Below are 18,137 nucleotides of genomic sequence, written 5' to 3'. Positions count from 1 at the left end.
ACCGTGGCTGGACTCCGATTCGTTCTTTTGTCCCCCGCCCCGGCGGGTTTGCCCCGCCGACCACCCGAAATTCACCCCGTGAGAGAGCGTGCCCTGTGGCTGACGTACCTGCCGATCTTGCCGCAGTGTGGCCACGCGTACTGGAGCAGCTCCTCGGCGAGGGCCGCGGACAGGGTGTCGAGGTCAAGGACGAACACTGGATCCGCCGCTGCCAGCCGCTCGCGCTGGTCGCGGACACCGCCCTGCTCGCCGTACCGAACGAATTCGCGAAGGGCGTACTGGAGGGCCGTCTCGCGCCGGTCGTCAGCGAGACGCTGAGCCGCGAGTGCGGCCGCCCCATCCGCATCGCGATCACCGTCGACGACTCCGCGGGCGAGCCCCCGGCGCCGAGCACGCCGCAACCGGCCCCCGCGCGCTACGAGGAGCCGGAGCTGCCCTCCGGTCCGTCGTACGAGGGCTACGGCCGACACCGCGCGGAGCAGCATCAAGGCGGCGAACCGCCCTCGCGCGGGGACCAGTTGCCCACGGCGCGCCCGGCCTACCCCGCCGAGTACCAGCGTCCGGAGCCCGGCGCCTGGCCGCGCGGCGGACAGGACGACTACGGCTGGCAGCAGCAGCGGCTCGGCTTCCCCGAGCGCGACCCGTACGCCTCGCCGTCCTCCCGCTCCCACCCGCAGGACCCCTACGGGCCGCCGGTCCACGACTACCGGGACCGGCCCTCCTACGAGCAGCAGCGCGGCGAGTACGACGGCCCGCGCGAGCGCGGGGAGCGGGGCGAGCGCCAGGAGTACGAGCCGTCGCGTCCGGACTACGACAAGCCGCGCTCCGAGTACGAGCGGCCGGACTACGACCGCTCCGACTACGAGTCCTCGCGCGCCGAGTACGACCAGCGTGACCCCGTCCGCCGTGAGCTGCCCGAGCAGCCGATGGACGGCGGGCCCGCGCACCGGGGCGGGACCGGGCGGCCGGACGGCTCCTCCGCGGGGGCGGCCGGGCCGATGGCCGCCAAGCCGTCGCCCGCGGGCGGCCCCGGCGAGCCGACGGCGCGGCTGAACCCGAAGTACCTCTTCGACACGTTCGTCATCGGCGCGTCCAACCGGTTCGCGCACGCGGCCGCGGTTGCGGTCGCGGAGGCGCCGGCGAAGGCGTACAACCCCCTGTTCATCTACGGGGAGTCGGGGCTCGGCAAGACCCATCTGCTGCACGCCATCGGGCACTACGCGCGCAGTCTCTATCCGGGCACGCGGGTGCGGTACGTCAGCTCCGAGGAGTTCACCAACGAGTTCATCAACTCCATCCGCGACGGCAAGGGCGACAGTTTCCGCAAGCGGTACCGCGAGATGGACATCCTGCTCGTGGACGACATCCAGTTCCTCGCGGACAAGGAGTCGACGCAGGAGGAGTTCTTCCACACCTTCAACACGCTCCACAACGCCAACAAGCAGATCGTGCTCTCCAGCGACCGGCCGCCCAAGCAGCTGGTCACACTGGAGGACCGGCTGCGCAACCGCTTCGAGTGGGGCCTGATCACCGACGTCCAGCCGCCCGAGCTGGAGACGCGGATCGCGATCCTGCGCAAGAAGGCGGTGCAGGAGCAGCTCAACGCGCCGCCTGAGGTGCTGGAGTTCATCGCGTCCCGGATCTCGCGGAACATCCGCGAGCTGGAGGGCGCGCTGATCCGGGTCACGGCGTTCGCCTCGCTCAACCGGCAGCCGGTGGACCTGGGGCTCACCGAGATCGTGCTCAAGGACCTGATTCCGGGCGGGGAGGACTCCGCGCCGGAGATCACGGCCACGGCGATCATGGCGGCGACCGCGGACTACTTCGGGCTGACCGTCGAGGATCTGTGCGGGACCTCGCGGGGACGGGCGCTGGTGACGGCCCGGCAGATCGCGATGTACCTGTGCCGGGAACTCACGGACCTGTCGCTGCCGAAGATCGGGGCGCAGTTCGGGGGGCGGGACCATACGACGGTCATGCACGCCGACCGGAAGATCCGGGCGCTGATGGCGGAACGGCGGTCGATCTACAACCAGGTGACGGAGCTGACGAACCGGATCAAGAACGGGTAGCTCGCGACCGGCTTCTCAGGGGGTACCCGGGGCTTGCCGGGGGTGGATGAGGCTTACCGGCGCTGGCCGGGTGCCTCCACCCGGAGTGCCCCCAGCGCCCACCCTTCAGCAGCCGTCAGTAGAGATCCCGGTCGTCCGTCTCCCAGATGCCTTCGTGGCGGACGCAGCCGCCGTCGGCGACGAGGCGGCCCTCGCCGGGGCGTCGGCCGGGGCTCAGCGACAGGGTGACGCCGTGGTCGTCGGTGGTGCGGATCTCCCGCAGGCCGGTCGCCTCGCCGGTGACCGGGTCGGTCACCGGGTCCGTCGTCACCTTCCACCCCCGCTCGGACCACCGCCCGCGGAGCCCGGCGACCGCCGCTCGGTACCCGGCGTCGCCGTCCGGGAAGTCCGGGGCCCAGGAGACGGCCGGCTGGTCCCGGCTGATGCCGTCTCCGTCGACTCCGAGGTCGTCCACGCAGGACGTGCTGCTCCTGGACTCGTCCAGGATGACGGAGTCCGGATCCGAGCCGAGGAAGCGCACCGTGTCCTCGCCTGCGGCCCGCGTCTCGCGTACGTGCGCCAGGAACTCCGCCTCGGAACGGACCGGTCCGCCCGTCATGGCGCCGCAGCCCGCGGCGATCCCCAGGACCAGGAGCACCCCGACGGCCCCGGCGGCGGACAGTCCCACGGCCCGGAACGAGCGGCGGGAGGCGGGAGCGGCGGAACGAGTGGGCGTCATGGAGCCATCCCAACGCCGCCACCGGGGCCGCCGGCACCGTCGCCCTACTCAGTTCCCGTACTCAGAACGGCCGGAGAACGGCCCCCGCACAGCCCGGTGCGGCGGTCCGCTCGCCACCGCGGGTGTCCACAGACGTCGCCAGCTGTTCGATTTCTCGTCGGGTTACGGCCTCCCTCCACAGATTCGGGGACTTTCTTTCTTCCACACGGTGGGGATGGTGAAGTTGTCCCGAGGTGTGTCCACAGGGAAGCCGGGGAGATCGCGTCGGTGCAGCTCAGATGGCTGTGGAATCGTGGACGACGATGATCCACAGGCTGTGGACGAAGAGATCGTCCACAGGGTGTGCATGAAGTTGTCCACCGGCAACCCACAGGCTGGGGGCGGTTGTCCCCAGTGTGGCGCGGCTTCTCCACATCGCTGTCCACTGTTCGGCAACGCGACGCACCCTCTCACCGCGTCGAGTGAAAGGCGTCACACAAAGGTGCCGGGTTGGGGTGTGGGAAACCTGGGTATTCCTGGGGACACAGCTGGGGAGAACTGCCCTCGTCCTGTGGGCGAGGTGTGCAGAACTTTCCGTTCTCCACAGACACCCGCAGTTGTCCACCGCCTCCACCCACAGGCCCGGTGGACAAAAAACACACGCTGAGCTGGGCAAACGTGGTTATCCACGGTATCCACAGGCCCTACTACTACTCCCGACTAGAGAGAGCTCGGCAATCGCTTTGAAGCGGGGGCTGTGCACAACTCGCTGTTTCGAGCCCGACTGCCGCTCGGACCGACTTGACCCCGACGGGCACCTACTGTCAGTGCGGTGCGTCAGACTGGTCCCCGGTGTCCTTCCCTTCGCAGTGGGCGGTGACACCGAGTCGGAGGACTCAGAAGCAACAGCAGGAGGCGGCTTACGGTGAAGATCCGGGTGGAACGCGACGTACTGGCGGAGGCAGTGGCCTGGGCGGCACGCAGCCTGCCTGCCCGTCCGCCGGCGCCTGTGCTCGCCGGCCTGCTGCTGAAGGCCGAGGACGGCCAGCTGAGCCTGTCGAGCTTCGACTACGAGGTCTCCGCGCGGGTGAGCGTCGACGCCGAGGTCGAGGAGGAGGGCACCGTCCTGGTCTCCGGCCGGCTGCTGGCCGACATCTCCCGTGCGCTGCCCAACCGCCCGGTGGAGATTTCCACAGACGGTGTACGGGCGACGGTGGTCTGTGGATCGTCCCGGTTCACGCTGCACACCCTCCCGGTGGAGGAGTACCCGGCGCTGCCGCAGATGCCGAACGCGACCGGCACCGTGCCCGGCGAGGTCTTCGCCGCCGCCGTCTCCCAGGTGGCCATCGCCGCCGGCCGTGACGACACGCTGCCCGTGCTCACCGGTGTCCGCATCGAGATCGAGGGCGACACGGTGACCCTGGCGTCCACCGACCGCTACCGGTTCGCGGTCCGCGAGTTCCTGTGGAAGCCGGAGAACCCGGAGGCCTCCGCGGTCGCCCTGGTGCCCGCCAAGACGCTGCTGGACACCGCGAAGTCGCTCGGCGCCGGGGACAGCGTGACGCTGGCCCTGTCGGGCTCCGGCGCGGGCGAGGGCCTCATCGGCTTCGAGGGCGCGGGCCGACGTACGACCACCCGCCTGCTCGAGGGCGACCTGCCCAAGTACCGGACGCTGTTCCCGACGGAGTTCAACTCGATCGCGGTGATCGAGACGGCGCCGTTCGTGGAGGCCGTCAAGCGTGTGGCGCTGGTGGCCGAGCGGAACACCCCGGTGCGGCTGAGCTTCGAGCAGGGCGTGCTGATCCTGGAGGCCGGTTCCAGTGACGACGCACAGGCTGTGGAGCGGGTCGACGCGCAGCTGGAGGGCGACGACATCTCGATCGCCTTCAACCCGACGTTCCTGCTGGACGGCCTGAGCGCGATCGACTCGCCGGTCGCGCAGCTGTCGTTCACCACGTCCACCAAGCCCGCGCTGCTCAGCGGCAAGCCGGCGCTGGACGCGGAGGCGGACGAGGCCTACAAGTACCTGATCATGCCGGTGCGGCTCAGCGGCTGACCGCGGCCGGCCGTCGTCCACAGGTGTGCACGGAGCCGGGCGTCCCCGAGGGCGCCCGGCTCCCCCGCCGGGTGGCGCCGGATGAGCGCCGGAGCCCACAACTGTGCGTGAACGGGGCCGTTTAGGCTCGGGGCGGCACTCTCGTGCCCCAGACGCCAGCAGCGACCCTAAGGAACACAACTGATGGAGCTCGGTCTCGTCGGCCTCGGCAAGATGGGCGGCAACATGCGCGAGCGGATCCGCCGCGCGGGCCACACCGTCGTCGGATACGACCGCAACCCCGACGTCGCGGATGTCCACAGCCTGGAAGAACTCGTGGACAAGCTCAGCGCTCCGCGCGTGGTGTGGGTGATGGTCCCGGCCGGCGAGCCCACCCAGTCGACCGTCGACCGGCTCGCCGAGCTGCTGGAGCCCGGCGACGTGGTCGTGGACGGCGGCAACTCCCGCTGGACGGACGACGAGAAGCACGCCGGGGAGCTGGCCGCCAAGGGCATAGGCTTCGTGGACTGCGGCGTCTCCGGCGGCGTCTGGGGCCTGGAGAACGGATACGCGCTGATGTACGGCGGCGACGCCGAGCACGTCGCGCGGGTGCAGCCCGTCTTCGACGCGCTCAAGCCGGAGGGCGACTTCGGCGCGGTGCACGCCGGCAAGGTCGGCGCGGGCCATTTCGCGAAGATGGTCCACAACGGCATCGAGTACGCCATGATGCAGGCCTACGCCGAGGGCTGGGAGCTGCTGGAGAAGGTCGACTCCGTCACGGACGTCCGTGAGGTCTTCCGCTCCTGGCAGGAGGGCACCGTCATCCGCTCCTGGCTGCTCGACCTCGCGGTCAGCGCCCTGGACGAGGACGAGCACCTGGACGGCCTGCGCGGTTACGCACAGGACTCCGGCGAGGGACGCTGGACGGTGGAGGCCGCGATCGACAACGCGGTGCCGCTGCCCGCGATCACCGCGTCGCTGTTCGCCCGGTTCGCCTCCCGCCAGGAGGACTCGCCGCAGATGAAGATGATCGCCGCGCTGCGCAACCAGTTCGGCGGCCACGCCGTAGAGAAGAAGTAGTCCACAGGGTCGCCCGGCGATCCACAACCCGTTCGTCAGCTCGTACGTCAGCCCGCACGTCTCATCGGCCCGTACGTCGCGCGGAAGGAGGTCGGCGCACCGACCATGCACGTCACGCATCTCTCGCTGGCCGACTTCCGCTCGTACGCGCGGGCCGAGGTGCCGCTCGACCGGGGCGTCACGGCCTTCGTCGGGCCCAACGGCCAGGGCAAGACCAACCTGGTGGAGGCGGTCGGCTACCTGGCGACCCTGGGCAGCCACCGGGTCGCCACCGACGCGCCGCTGGTGCGCATGGGCGCCGAGCGCGCCGTCATCCGGGCGCAGGTCCGCCAGGGCGACCGGCAGCAGCTGATCGAGCTGGAGCTGAACCCCGGCCGCGCCAACCGTGCCCGTGTCAACCGGTCCCCGCAGGGCAGACCCCGCGACGTGCTGGGCATCGTACGGACCGTGCTGTTCGCGCCCGAGGACCTCGCCCTGGTGAAGGGGGACCCGGGAGAGCGGCGCCGGTTCCTGGACGAGCTGATCACCGCGCGGTCCCCGCGGATGGCCGGGGTGCGCTCCGACTACGAGCGGGTGCTCAAGCAGCGCAACACGCTCCTGAAGACCGCGGCCCTCGCACGCAGGCACGGCGGGCGGAGGGGGTTGGACTTGTCCACCCTCGACATCTGGGACCAGCACCTCGCGCGCGCCGGTGCCGAGCTGCTCGCCCAGCGGCTCGACCTGATCGCCGCGCTGCGGCCGCTGGCCGACAAGGCGTACGAGCAGCTGGCCCCCGGCGGCGGCCCGCTCGCGCTGGAGTACAAGCCGTCCGCGCCCGGCGAGGCCCACAGTCGCGAGGATCTGTACGCGCAACTCCTGGCCGCCCTGGCGGAGGCGCGCAAGCAGGAGATCGAGCGGGGCGTCACCCTCGTCGGCCCGCACCGCGACGATCTGGTGCTGAAACTCGGCCGGCTGCCCGCCAAGGGGTACGCCTCGCACGGCGAGTCCTGGTCGTACGCCCTCGCCCTGCGCCTCGCCTCGTACGAGCTGCTGCGCGCCGAGGGCAACGAGCCCGTCCTCGTCCTGGACGACGTCTTCGCCGAGCTGGACGCGCGCCGCCGGGAGCGGCTGGCCGAGCTGGTGGCGCCCGGCGAGCAGGTGCTGGTCACCGCCGCCGTGGCCGACGACGTCCCCAAGGTGCTGGCCGGGGCGCGGTACGCGGTCTCCGGCGGGACGGTGGAACCCGTATGAGCGGCGAGCAGGACATCCCCGCGAAGAACGCCGGGCCCTCCGGTGTGGACCTCGCGCGCGTGGCGTTGCGCGCGGCGAAGGAGCAGGCCCGCGCGCGCGGCGACGCGGCCCGGCAGAAGAAGCAGGCCCGGCGGGGCGGCGGGCTGCGCTCCGGGGCGCGGGCCGACGGCCGCGACCCGATGGCGCTCGGTTCGGCGATCAACCGGCTGATCACCGAGCGCGGCTGGGAGACCCCGGCGGCGGTGGGCGGGGTGATGGGCCGCTGGCCGCAGATCGTCGGCGAGGACCTGGCCAAGCACTGTGTGCCGCAGCGCTACGACGAGGACGAGCGGGTGCTCGTGGTGGCCTGCGACTCCACGGCCTGGGCGACCCAGCTGCGGCTGCTCGCGCCGGCCCTGGTCGCGCGGCTCAACGAGGATCTCGGCCATGGCACGGTCCGGCTGATCAAGGTGCTCGGTCCCGGCGGCCCGGTCCGCCGCTACGGCCCGCTGCGGGCGCCGGGAAGCACGGGTCCGGGCGACACCTACGGGTGACGTACCTCACGTCCCGGTGCCTCGCCGCCCCCCTCTGTCCTGCGGTTTCGCCCTCCGTGCGCCCTGGTGCGCACCGGTGCGCGAGGCGTACCGACCCCGGAGTAGCCAAGGGTTGACGGCCCGAAGCGCTGAGTGCCGCTGTGAGGCTCTTGGAGCCCCCTTCCGCATATCGGTACCCGCCCGAGACCGGTTCAGGGCGGCACATGGGGACTCAGGTACCGGCAAACCCCCATCGATGTCAGCGCTACCGGTAGACTGGAAGACAATCCCGCCCCAATGTGGGGACCGCCCGGGAAAAGCTGAGCAACGCTGATCAAGGCTTACCAACGCAACATGCCGCAGCCGCTCCGGCAGCCGTCCCCCACAGGGGGTGCCCCCAGGAGCCCGGCTCGTGCTGTGCCAGTGCCAGAAAGGGCGCTTCGTGGCCGATTCCGGCAACCCCAACGAGAACATCCCGTCCACCGACGCCGGCGTGCCCGCCGAGGCCCCGGCGGCCTCGTACGACGCCAGCGCCATCACCGTGCTCGAAGGGCTGGACGCGGTCCGCAAGCGGCCCGGCATGTACATCGGCTCCACGGGCGAGCGCGGACTGCACCACCTGGTGTACGAGGTCGTCGACAACTCGGTCGACGAGGCGCTGGCGGGTTACGCGACCTTCATCGACGTGACGATCCTCGCCGACGGCGGCGTCCGCGTCGTCGACAACGGCCGCGGCATCCCGGTCGGCATCGTGCCCTCCGAGGGCAAGCCGGCCCTGGAGGTCGTGCTGACCGTGCTGCACGCGGGCGGCAAGTTCGGCGGCGGCGGCTACGCCGTCTCCGGCGGTCTGCACGGCGTCGGCGTGTCCGTCGTGAACGCCCTGTCCGGCAAGGTCTCCGTCGAGGTCAAGACCGACGGGTACCGGTGGACGCAGGACTACAAGATGGGCGTGCCCACCGCGCCGCTGGCCCGGCACGAGGCCACCGAGGAGACCGGCACGTCGGTCACCTTCTGGGCCGACCCGGAGATCTTCGAGACCACCGAGTACTCCTTCGAGACGCTGTCCCGGCGCTTCCAGGAGATGGCCTTCCTCAACAAGGGCCTGAACATCAGGCTCACCGACGAGCGCGAGTCGGCGAAGGCCACCAGCGGCGCGGACGAGGCGGGCGCGGACGAGAAGGCCGAGGTCAAGTCGGTCACGTACCACTACGAGGGCGGCATCGTCGACTTCGTGAAGTACCTCAACTCCCGCAAGGGAGAGGTGGTGCACCCCACCATCATCGACCTGGAGGCGGAGGACAAGGACAAGAGCCTGTCCCTCGAGGTCGCGATGCAGTGGAACAGCGGCTACAGCGAGGGCGTGTACTCCTTCGCCAACATCATCCACACGCATGAGGGCGGCACCCACGAGGAGGGCTTCCGCGCCGCGCTGACGTCGCTGATCAACAAGTACGCGCGCGACAAGAAGCTGCTGCGGGAGAAGGACGACAACCTCACCGGCGACGACATCCGCGAGGGTCTGACCGCGATCATCTCGGTCAAGCTCAGCGAGCCGCAGTTCGAGGGCCAGACCAAGACCAAGCTGGGCAACACGGAGGCCAAGACCTTCGTGCAGAAGGCGGTCTACGAGCACCTGAACGACTGGCTGGACCGCAACCCGAACGAGGCCGCGGACATCATCCGCAAGGGCATCCAGGCCGCCACCGCGCGGGTCGCCGCCCGCAAGGCCCGTGACCTCACCCGCCGCAAGGGCCTGCTGGAGTCGGCGTCCCTGCCGGGCAAGCTGTCCGACTGCCAGTCGAACGACCCCACCAAGTGCGAGATCTTCATCGTCGAGGGCGACTCCGCCGGCGGCTCGGCCAAGTCCGGCCGCAACCCGCAGTACCAGGCGATCCTCCCGATCCGCGGCAAGATCCTCAACGTCGAGAAGGCCCGGATCGACAAGATCCTGCAGAACCAGGAGATCCAGGCGCTGATCTCCGCCTTCGGCACCGGTGTGCACGAGGACTTCGACATCGAGAAGCTCCGCTATCACAAGATCATCCTGATGGCGGACGCCGACGTCGACGGCCAGCACATCAGCACCCTGCTGCTGACCTTCCTGTTCCGCTTCATGCGGCCGCTGGTCGAGGCCGGGCACGTGTACCTCTCCCGCCCGCCGCTCTACAAGATCAAGTGGGGCCGGGACGACGTCGAGTACGCGTACTCGGACCGCGAGCGCGACGCGCTGATCGAGATGGGGCGCCAGCGCGGCAAGCGCGTCCGCGAGGACTCCATCCAGCGCTTCAAGGGTCTCGGCGAGATGAACGCCGAGGAGCTGCGCGTGACCACCATGGACCAAGAGCACCGTGTGCTCGGCCAGGTCACCCTGGACGACGCCGCCCAGGCCGACGACCTGTTCTCGGTGCTGATGGGCGAGGACGTCGAGGCGCGCCGCCAGTTCATCCAGCGCAATGCCAAGGACGTCCGCTTCCTCGACATCTGAGTCGGTCTCAGCTGACCGCACAGGGAAGGATCTTCACCAGCAATGGCCGACGAGAACACTCCAGTCACCCCCGAAGAGGGCGGCGAACTCGCCATGCGTGTCGAGCCCGTCGGGCTCGAGACCGAGATGCAGCGCTCGTACCTGGACTACGCGATGTCCGTCATCGTGTCCCGCGCGCTGCCCGACGTCCGGGACGGCCTCAAGCCCGTCCACCGGCGCGTGCTCTACGCGATGTACGACGGCGGCTACCGCCCCGAGCGCGGCTTCTACAAGTGCGCCCGTGTCGTCGGCGACGTCATGGGCAACTACCACCCGCACGGCGACTCCTCCATCTACGACGCCCTGGTGCGCCTCGCCCAGCCGTGGTCGATGCGGATGCCGCTGGTGGACTCCAACGGCAACTTCGGCTCGCCGGGCAACGACCCGGCGGCGGCCATGCGGTACACCGAGTGCAAGCTCGCGCCGCTGTCGATGGAGATGGTCCGCGACATCGACGAGGAGACCGTCGACTTCACGGACAACTACGACGGCCGCTCCCAGGAGCCGACCGTCCTGCCCGCCCGCTTCCCGAACCTGCTGATCAACGGCTCGGCCGGCATCGCGGTCGGCATGGCGACCAACATCCCGCCGCACAACCTGCGCGAGGTCGCGGCCGGCGCCCAGTGGTACCTGGAGAACCCCGAGGCCTCGCACGAGGAGCTGCTGGACGCGCTCATGGAGCGCATCAAGGGCCCCGACTTCCCGACCGGCGCCCTGGTGGTGGGCCGCAAGGGCATCGAGGAGGCGTACCGCACCGGGCGCGGCTCGATCACGATGCGCGCGGTGGTCGAGGTCGAGGAGATCCAGGGCCGGCAGTGCCTGGTGGTGACCGAGCTGCCGTACCAGGTGAACCCGGACAACCTGGCGCAGAAGATCGCCGACCTGGTGAAGGACGGCAAGATCGGCGGCATCGCGGACGTCCGCGACGAGACGTCGTCCCGTACCGGCCAGCGGCTGGTGATCGTCCTGAAGCGGGACGCGGTCGCCAAGGTCGTGCTGAACAACCTGTACAAGCACACCGACCTCCAGACGAACTTCGGCGCCAACATGCTGGCGCTGGTCGACGGTGTGCCGCGCACGCTGTCCCTGGACGCGTTCATCCGGCACTGGGTGACGCACCAGATCGAGGTCATCGTGCGCCGGACCCGGTTCCGGCTGCGCAAGGCCGAGGAGCGCGCGCACATCCTGCGCGGTCTGCTGAAGGCGCTGGACGCGATCGACGAGGTCATCGCGCTGATCCGGCGCAGCGAGACCGTCGACGTCGCGCGCACCGGCCTGATGGGCCTGCTGGAGATCGACGAGATCCAGGCGAACGCGATCCTGGAGATGCAGCTGCGGCGCCTGGCGGCCCTTGAGCGGCAGAAGATCGTCCAGGAGCACGACGAGCTCCAGGCGAAGATCAACGAGTACAACCAGATCCTGGCCTCCCCGGTGCGCCAGCGCGGCATCGTCAGCGAGGAGCTGGCCGCGATCGTCGAGAAGTACGGCGACGACCGCAAGACCAAGCTGATCCCGTACGAGGGCGACATGTCCATCGAGGACCTGATCGCCGAGGAGGACATCGTCGTCACCGTCACGCGCGGCGGTTACGTCAAGCGGACCAAGACGGACGACTACCGGGCGCAGAAGCGCGGCGGCAAGGGCGTGCGGGGCACGAAGCTGAAGGAAGACGACATCGTCGACCACTTCTTCGTCTCCACCACGCACCACTGGCTGCTGTTCTTCACCAACAAGGGCCGGGTGTACCGGGCCAAGGCGTACGAGCTGCCCGAGGCGGGCCGGGAGGCGCGCGGCCAGCACGTGGCGAACCTGCTGGCCTTCCAGCCGGACGAGGCGATCGCCGAGATCCTCGCCATCCGGGACTACGAGGCGGCGCCGTACCTGGTGCTGGCCACCAAGTCCGGCCTGGTCAAGAAGACGCCTCTGAAGGATTACGATTCGCCCCGCTCCGGCGGTGTGATCGCGATCAATCTGCGGGAGCGGGAGGACGGCAGCGACGACGAGCTGATCGGTGCCGAGCTGGTCTCGGCCGACGACGACCTGCTGCTGATCAGCAAGAAGGCGCAGTCGATCCGGTTCACCGCCACGGACGAGTCCCTTCGCCCGATGGGCCGCGCCACCTCCGGCGTCAAGGGGATGAGTTTCCGCGAGGGCGACGAGCTTCTCTCGATGAATGTGGTGCGACCCGGTACGTTCGTGTTCACTGCCACCGACGGCGGGTACGCGAAGCGGACCCTCGTCGACGAGTACCGCGTCCAGGGCCGCGGCGGCCTCGGCATCAAGGCCGCCAAGATCGTGGAGGACCGCGGTTCGCTCGTCGGGGCGCTGGTCGTGGAGGAGACCGACGAGATCCTCGCGATCACTTTGTCCGGTGGTGTGATTCGCACGCGAGTCAACGAGGTCAGGGAGACGGGCCGTGACACCATGGGCGTCCAACTGATCAACCTGGGCAAGCGCGATGCCGTGGTGGGTATCGCACGTAACGCCGAGGCGGGGCGCGAGGCGGAGGAGGTCGACGGCGAGGACGCCGACGACATCGCCGCCGAGGCCGCCCAGGCCACCGGCACGGACGAGGGTGAGGCGCCCTCGGCCGAGTAGCACGAGGAGTGAGTCATCGTGAGCGGAGCCACGGGCGCCGGATCGGCCGGTACCTCCACGGGTACGGAGACGGACGGCGGCGGCCGTGGCTCCGCCGCGCATGCGGGGTCGGCCGGCGACCCGCAGACGACCAACCTGAAGCCGGTGCGGGCGTCCGCGGCGGACGCCTCCGGCACGTCTGCACCCCAGGGGGGAACTGTGACGGACACCCGAGGTTCGGCCGCGGCCGGCGAGGCGCAGTCGTCGTCTCCGCTCCCCGGCGAGCGGCGCCCGGAGCAGCCGGCCGGGCCGTACCACCCGCCGCAGGCCTATCCGGCGCAGCAGGCGGCCGGCGGGGTACGGCGCCCGCGCACCGGGGTGCGCACCGCGCCGCGTACCCGCAAGGCGCGGCTGCGGGTGGCCAAGGCCGACCCGTGGTCGGTGATGAAGGTCAGCTTCCTGCTCTCCATCGCGCTCGGCATCTGCACGATCGTCGCCTCGGCGGTGCTGTGGATGGTCATGGACGCGATGGGCGTGTTCTCCACGGTCGGCGGGACGATCTCGGAGGCGACGGGCGCTAACGAGGCGAGCGGATTCGACCTCCAGTCCTTCCTCTCGCTTCCGCACGTCCTGATGTTCACGACGGTCATCGCGGCCATCGACGTCGTCCTGGCCACCGCGCTCGCCACGCTCGGCGCCTTCATCTACAACCTCTCCGCGGGCTTCGCGGGGGGCATCGAACTGACCCTCGCCGAGGACGAGTGACGCCCGCCGGGAACCGATTTTGGGACTGACGTGGTCGTGCGCTAATCTTCAGGAGTCAGCGCGCGGGACACACACCGCAAAGCGCGGCGGGGCTATAGCTCAGTTGGTTAGAGCGCATCCCTGATAAGGATGAGGCCACAGGTTCAAATCCTGTTAGCCCCACCAGCGAGAAGACCCTCAGTCGATACCGACTGGGGGTCTTCTGCATGCGCGGCTGACCTCCCCGGCCGGCATCGGAGTGCAGGTGCGGACGGGAACGCGAAAGGCCCGATCGCTGGCGACGGGGGATGCACCAGCGATCGGGCTATGGCCAAGGGTAACAAGGTTGGCGCCGCTGTGGTGCCAAGTCGGCTGTAAAAAGCGGAAGTTGGCCGATCAGTTGCCACACGGAGGGTCGTAGGACAGGCGCGGGAGGTACTCGTGCCACTTGTCGGGGGTGAGGACGCCGCGGGTGACCGAGCAGATGTGGTCGATGGCTGGGCCGGCGTCCAGGTCCCACAGCCGGACCGTGTCCGGGCCGCTGGAGACGCCGAGGACGCGGCTGCCGGGGCTGAAGGACAGGAACGTGCCGGTCTTGGCGTTGGGCGTCATGGACTGCCCGATGGGCCGCGCCGCGCCGGGGTCGGTGACGTTCCACAGCCGGACCGTGTTGTCGTCGCCGCCGCTGGCCAGCGTGTTGCCGTCCGCGTCGAAGGTCAGCGAGGTGACCGCCTCGGTGTGGCCGGTGAGCGGATCGCCGATGGGTCGCGCCGCGGTGGGATCGCTGACGTTCCACAGCCGGACCGTGTCGTCGTCGCTGCCGCTGGCCAGCGCCCGCCCGTCGGGGGTGAAGACGAGCGCGTTGACCGGGCCGGAGTGCCCGGTGAGCGGGGCGCCGAGGGGTTTCACCGCGGCCGGCCGGGACACGTCCCACAGCCGTATGGTGCTGTCCGCGCTGCCGCTGGCCAGGGTGTGCCCGTCCGGGCTGAAGGCGAGCGCGTTGATGTAGCCGTGGTGGCCGGTGAGCGGGGCGCCGAGCGGGGCCGGGCGGGCCGGGTCGGACACGTTCCACAGCCGTATGGTGCGGTCGTCGTTGGCCGTGGCCAGGGTGTGCCCGTCGGCGCTGAAGGCGAGCGCGTCGGGGCCCATGAAGCGGGTCCGCAGCGGCAGGGGCGGACCGGGCCGGAAGGGGTGGGACGGGTTCGAGACGTTCCACAGGTACACCTTCTGCTCGCCCGTGAGCACGGCGAGGGTGCGGCCGTCCGGCGAGAAGGCCAGGGTGTCGGCGCCCTCGCCGCTGCGGAACGGCGGGCCCAGCGCCACCGGCCGCCCCGGACGCGCCACGTTCCACAGCCGCACGCGCCCGTCGCGCGCGGTCGTGGCCAGCATCCGCCCGTTCGGGCTGAACGCCCCGCTGCGGCCGATCATGTCCGAGGTCGGGATCGACCACAGCCGCACCTTGGCGTCCCCGCTGCCGGTGGCGAGGGTGCGGCCGTCGGGGCTGAAGCCCAGCGCGTACATCTCGCCGCTGCTGCCCGCGAGGGGCTCGCCGATCTGCGAGGGGGAGTCCGGGTCGCTGACGTTCCACAGGCTGGCCGTGCTGTCCGCGCTCGCGGCGGCGAGCCGCCCGCCGTCGGGGCTGAACGCCACCGACCAGACGGGCCCGGTGTGCCCGGTCAGGGGCGCGCCGAGCGGTGCCGCGGAGGCCGGGTCGGCGATGTTCCACAGCCGCACGGTGTCGTCCGCGCTGCCGCTGGCCAGGGTGTGCCCGTCCGGGCTGAAGGCGACCGAGTGCACGATGTCCGTGTGGCCGCGCAGCACGCGCAGCGCGGCCGGCCGGCGCGGGTCGGTCACCTTCCACAGCCGGATCTTGCGGTCGTCGCCGCCCGCCGCCAGAGTGCGCCCGTCGGGGCTGAAGGCGACGCTGCGCACGGCCGCGGTGGGCCCGCGCAGCACGGCGAGCGCGCTGGGGTGCGCCGGATCGGTGACGTTCCACAGCCGGACCGTGCCGTCCTCCCCGGCGGAGGCGAGGGTGTGCCCGTCGGGGCTGAAGGCGACCAGGTAGATGGTGCCCGAGTGGCCGGTCAGCGGTGCGCCGAGCGCGGCCGGGCGGGCCGGGTCGCGCACGTTCCACAGCCGGATCGTGCCGTCGTCGCCCGCGCTGGCCAGCACCCGCCCGTCGGGACGGAACACCGCGCTGCTCACCCAGCTGGCGTGCCCGGTCAGGGGCTTGCCGAGGGGGCGGGGCCGGGTCGGGTCGGACACGTTCCACAGCCGTACGGTCCGGTCGTAGCTGGCCGTGGCCAGGGTGTGGCCGTCGGGGCTGAAGGAGGTCAGGTAGACGGCCCCGGTGTGGCCGGACAGCGGGGTGGCCAGCGGTGCGTTCACGATGGAGATCAGGCGGCTGTAGGTGCCCTGGTCGCCGGGGCGCAGATCGTGGGCGACCAGGTCCAGCTGGGCGGCGAGCGAGGGGTCGGTGTGCTGCACCCGGTCCGCCTCGGCGAGCACCTGTTCGAACACGGCGTCGTCGCGCTGCTGCCAGGCGATCACCGCCGAGCCGCCCGCGACCAGCGCGAGCACCACCAGGGCCGCCACCGCCGCCCGGCTCAGCCACACCGTGCGCTTGCGCAGCCGTACCGAGGCGGCCAGGAACTCCACCGCGCTGCGGGTCAGATACGTGTCCCCCGCCGAGCGCGCCCAGGCGCGGGCCTGCTCCAGCCGGGAGCCCCGGTAGAGCAGTGAGCTGTCCCGATCCGAGTCCTCCCAGGCCCGGCCGTCCTCCTCCAGGCGCTGGCGCAGCAGATGGTCGTTGCGGTTGTCGTCGATCCAGTGCCGCAGCCGGGGCCAGGCGTGCAGCAGCGCCTCATGGGTGATCTCCACGGTCTCCGCGTCCAGCGTCACCAGGCGGGCCCGGACCAGCGCCTCCAGGGACTCCTCGGTCTTGCCGGGGTCCGCCGACTCCTGGGAGAGCTGCCGCCGGGTGCCCCGCCGCCGGGTGGCCACGGTGTCCTCGCCGAGCCGCACCAGGCGCAGCAGGAGCAGCCGGGCGGCCGTACGGGCGGCGGGGTCAAGCCCCGACCAGGCGCGTTCGGCGGTCGCGGCGACGGCGCCCTGGATGCCGCCCGCCGCGCGGTAGCCGGCCAGCGTCAGCTTCCCGGCCTTGCGGCGCTGCCAGGTGGCCAGCAGGGCGTGCGAGAGCAGCGGGAGCACGCCCGCGTCGTGCGCCCCGCGCGGGCCGTCGGCGCTCACCTCGCGCACGATCAGCTCGGCGAGGCCCGGCTCCAGCTCCAGGCCCACCGCCTTGGCCGGCCCGGTCACCGCGTCGCGCAGTTCGCCGCTGGTCAGCGGGGGGAGCACCATGTGCCGGTGCTGGAGCGCGTCGGCCAGCTCCGGATAGCCGAGGCACTGCTCGTAGAAGTCGGCCCGGATGCCGAGCACGACCAGGACGGGCGCGGGCCCCGACGCGCCGAACGGCGGGGTGCAGGAGGCGTGCAGCAGCTGGATGAAGGTACGGCGGTCCGCCTCGTCCGGGCAGAGGGTGAACGCCTCCTCGAACTGGTCCACGATGACCACCGGCCGCACCCCCGGCGGCGCCTCCCGGCGCGCCCACTCCACGACCGCCGCACGGGCGCCGCGCATGATCCGGGGCACCTGGGCGCTCGTCGCCGCGGCGCCTTCCTCACGGGCCGCCGCCCGCTCGGCCGCCCTCGCCTCCGCGGCCACGGGGGCGAGGTCGGGGATACGGCGCACCAGTTCGGCGAGCGGGTCGGCGCCGGGCACCAGCTGGACGACGGGGGCCCGCTGCCCGGTGCCGTCGTCCGGCTGCGGGGTGAGCCCCGCGTCGGCCAGGGCGCCGCCCGCGATCGCCGGGACCAGGCCGGCGTTCAGCAGCGAGGACTTGCCCGCGCCCGAGGCGCCGACGAGCATCACCAGGCCGCCGGTACGGCCCGCGGTGCGCAGCTGGGCGATGATCGCCTCGGTGCTGCGCTCCCGGCCGAAGAACCAGCGCGCGTCCTCCTGCCGGTACGGCGCGAGACCCCGGTAGGGGCACACGCCACCGGTGAGCGGCGGGGCCTGTCCGGGCGGCCGGCCGTTCTCCTCGGCCGGTGCGGCGGGCGGCGCGGCCCGGTCGCCCACCGGGTCGGCCAGCGCGCGCTCCCACTGCCGCTGCCAGTGGGCGAGGTCGTACAGGCCCGCGGAGACCGGCTGCGGGCGGGTGCGGCGCGCCTCCGGGATCAGGATCTGGAGCACCGCCGCGAGGGCGGTGAACTGGGCCGGCACGTTCTTGGCCCGCCGCCAGTCGCTGATCCGCTGCGCGGACACCCGCACCGGACGGCCGCGCTCGTCGACCCGCTGGAGCCGGGCGACCGCCTCGGCGACGCTTTTCAGGGGAGGGTTTCCGGCCTCCTTGTAGAGCAGCGCGAGGCGCTCGGCGAAAGCTGTGCGTGCCCCTGAGTCGGAACCCAAGGTCCCACCCCTCACTTCCCCCTGCCTGCGGACGTCCGGACCGGAAAACTCACCTTATACGGCTGACCTGCGGATAAGCCCTGCGCCGGAGACCGGGGCCTGCTCCCCGGTGGTGCCACGTGGCAGGATCGCAACCCCGGTAGCGGAACCGTCACGCACCGTCCGGACAGGCCAACGGCCCGGCGCTCGGAGAGACACC

Annotated in this window: 10 protein-coding genes and 1 tRNA gene; 9 read left to right on the top strand and 2 right to left on the bottom strand. The window is 71.3% G+C overall.

Annotated features, from left to right (window positions below):
• Nucleotides 1–95: 95 nt before the first annotated feature.
• On the top strand, nt 96–2,072 hold the full coding sequence (gene dnaA, locus ACE4Q9_RS16805) for a chromosomal replication initiator protein DnaA (protein ID WP_397985047.1): 1,977 nt from the start codon (nt 96–98) through the stop codon (nt 2,070–2,072).
• Between the two features lie 115 nt (nt 2,073–2,187).
• On the opposite strand, the gene ACE4Q9_RS16800 is transcribed toward dnaA, so the two are convergent.
• On the bottom strand, nt 2,188–2,790 hold the full coding sequence (locus tag ACE4Q9_RS16800; protein WP_397985046.1) for a hypothetical protein: 603 nt from the start codon (nt 2,788–2,790) through the stop codon (nt 2,188–2,190).
• Between the two features lie 904 nt (nt 2,791–3,694).
• On the opposite strand from ACE4Q9_RS16800, the gene dnaN reads away from it, so the two are divergent.
• The 8 genes from dnaN to ACE4Q9_RS16760 all read left to right on the top strand — a co-directional run bounded on the left by dnaN (nt 3,695) and on the right by ACE4Q9_RS16760 (nt 13,657).
• On the top strand, nt 3,695–4,825 hold the full coding sequence (dnaN, locus tag ACE4Q9_RS16795; RefSeq protein WP_397985045.1) for a DNA polymerase III subunit beta: 1,131 nt from the start codon (nt 3,695–3,697) through the stop codon (nt 4,823–4,825).
• Between the two features lie 183 nt (nt 4,826–5,008).
• On the top strand, nt 5,009–5,884 hold the full coding sequence (gene gnd, locus ACE4Q9_RS16790) for a phosphogluconate dehydrogenase (NAD(+)-dependent, decarboxylating) (protein ID WP_397985044.1): 876 nt from the start codon (nt 5,009–5,011) through the stop codon (nt 5,882–5,884).
• A gap of 105 nt (nt 5,885–5,989) precedes the next feature.
• Nucleotides 5,990–7,114, top strand: coding sequence for a DNA replication/repair protein RecF (recF, locus tag ACE4Q9_RS16785; RefSeq protein WP_397985043.1), 1,125 nt, complete (start codon nt 5,990–5,992; stop codon nt 7,112–7,114).
• Nucleotides 7,111–7,647, top strand: coding sequence for a DUF721 domain-containing protein (locus ACE4Q9_RS16780; protein WP_397985042.1), 537 nt, complete (start codon nt 7,111–7,113; stop codon nt 7,645–7,647). The genes recF and ACE4Q9_RS16780 overlap by 4 nt, the downstream gene beginning before the upstream one ends.
• 421 nt (nt 7,648–8,068) lie before the next feature.
• Complete coding sequence (gene gyrB, locus ACE4Q9_RS16775; protein WP_397985041.1) at nt 8,069–10,111, top strand: DNA topoisomerase (ATP-hydrolyzing) subunit B; 2,043 nt, start codon at nt 8,069–8,071, stop codon at nt 10,109–10,111.
• Between the two features lie 42 nt (nt 10,112–10,153).
• The gene (gyrA, locus tag ACE4Q9_RS16770; RefSeq protein WP_397985040.1) at nt 10,154–12,748 is read left to right on the top strand and encodes a DNA gyrase subunit A; all 2,595 of its coding nucleotides are present in this window, start codon (nt 10,154–10,156) and stop codon (nt 12,746–12,748) included.
• An 18-nt stretch (nt 12,749–12,766) separates the two neighbouring features.
• On the top strand, nt 12,767–13,492 hold the full coding sequence (locus ACE4Q9_RS16765; RefSeq protein ID WP_397985039.1) for a DUF3566 domain-containing protein: 726 nt from the start codon (nt 12,767–12,769) through the stop codon (nt 13,490–13,492).
• Nucleotides 13,493–13,580: 88 nt separating this feature from the next.
• Nucleotides 13,581–13,657: transfer RNA gene (locus tag ACE4Q9_RS16760), tRNA-Ile, on the top strand.
• Between the two features lie 210 nt (nt 13,658–13,867).
• On the opposite strand, the gene ACE4Q9_RS16755 is transcribed toward ACE4Q9_RS16760, so the two are convergent.
• The gene (locus ACE4Q9_RS16755) at nt 13,868–17,938 is read right to left on the bottom strand and encodes an AAA family ATPase (protein WP_397985038.1); all 4,071 of its coding nucleotides are present in this window, start codon (nt 17,936–17,938) and stop codon (nt 13,868–13,870) included.
• Nucleotides 17,939–18,137 lie beyond the last annotated feature (199 nt).

The organism is Streptomyces sp. AM6-12 (genome assembly GCF_044327085.1).
Lineage (GTDB): Bacteria > Actinomycetota > Actinomycetes > Streptomycetales > Streptomycetaceae > Streptomyces.
This window is presented reverse-complemented; position numbering and strand designations above follow the sequence as displayed.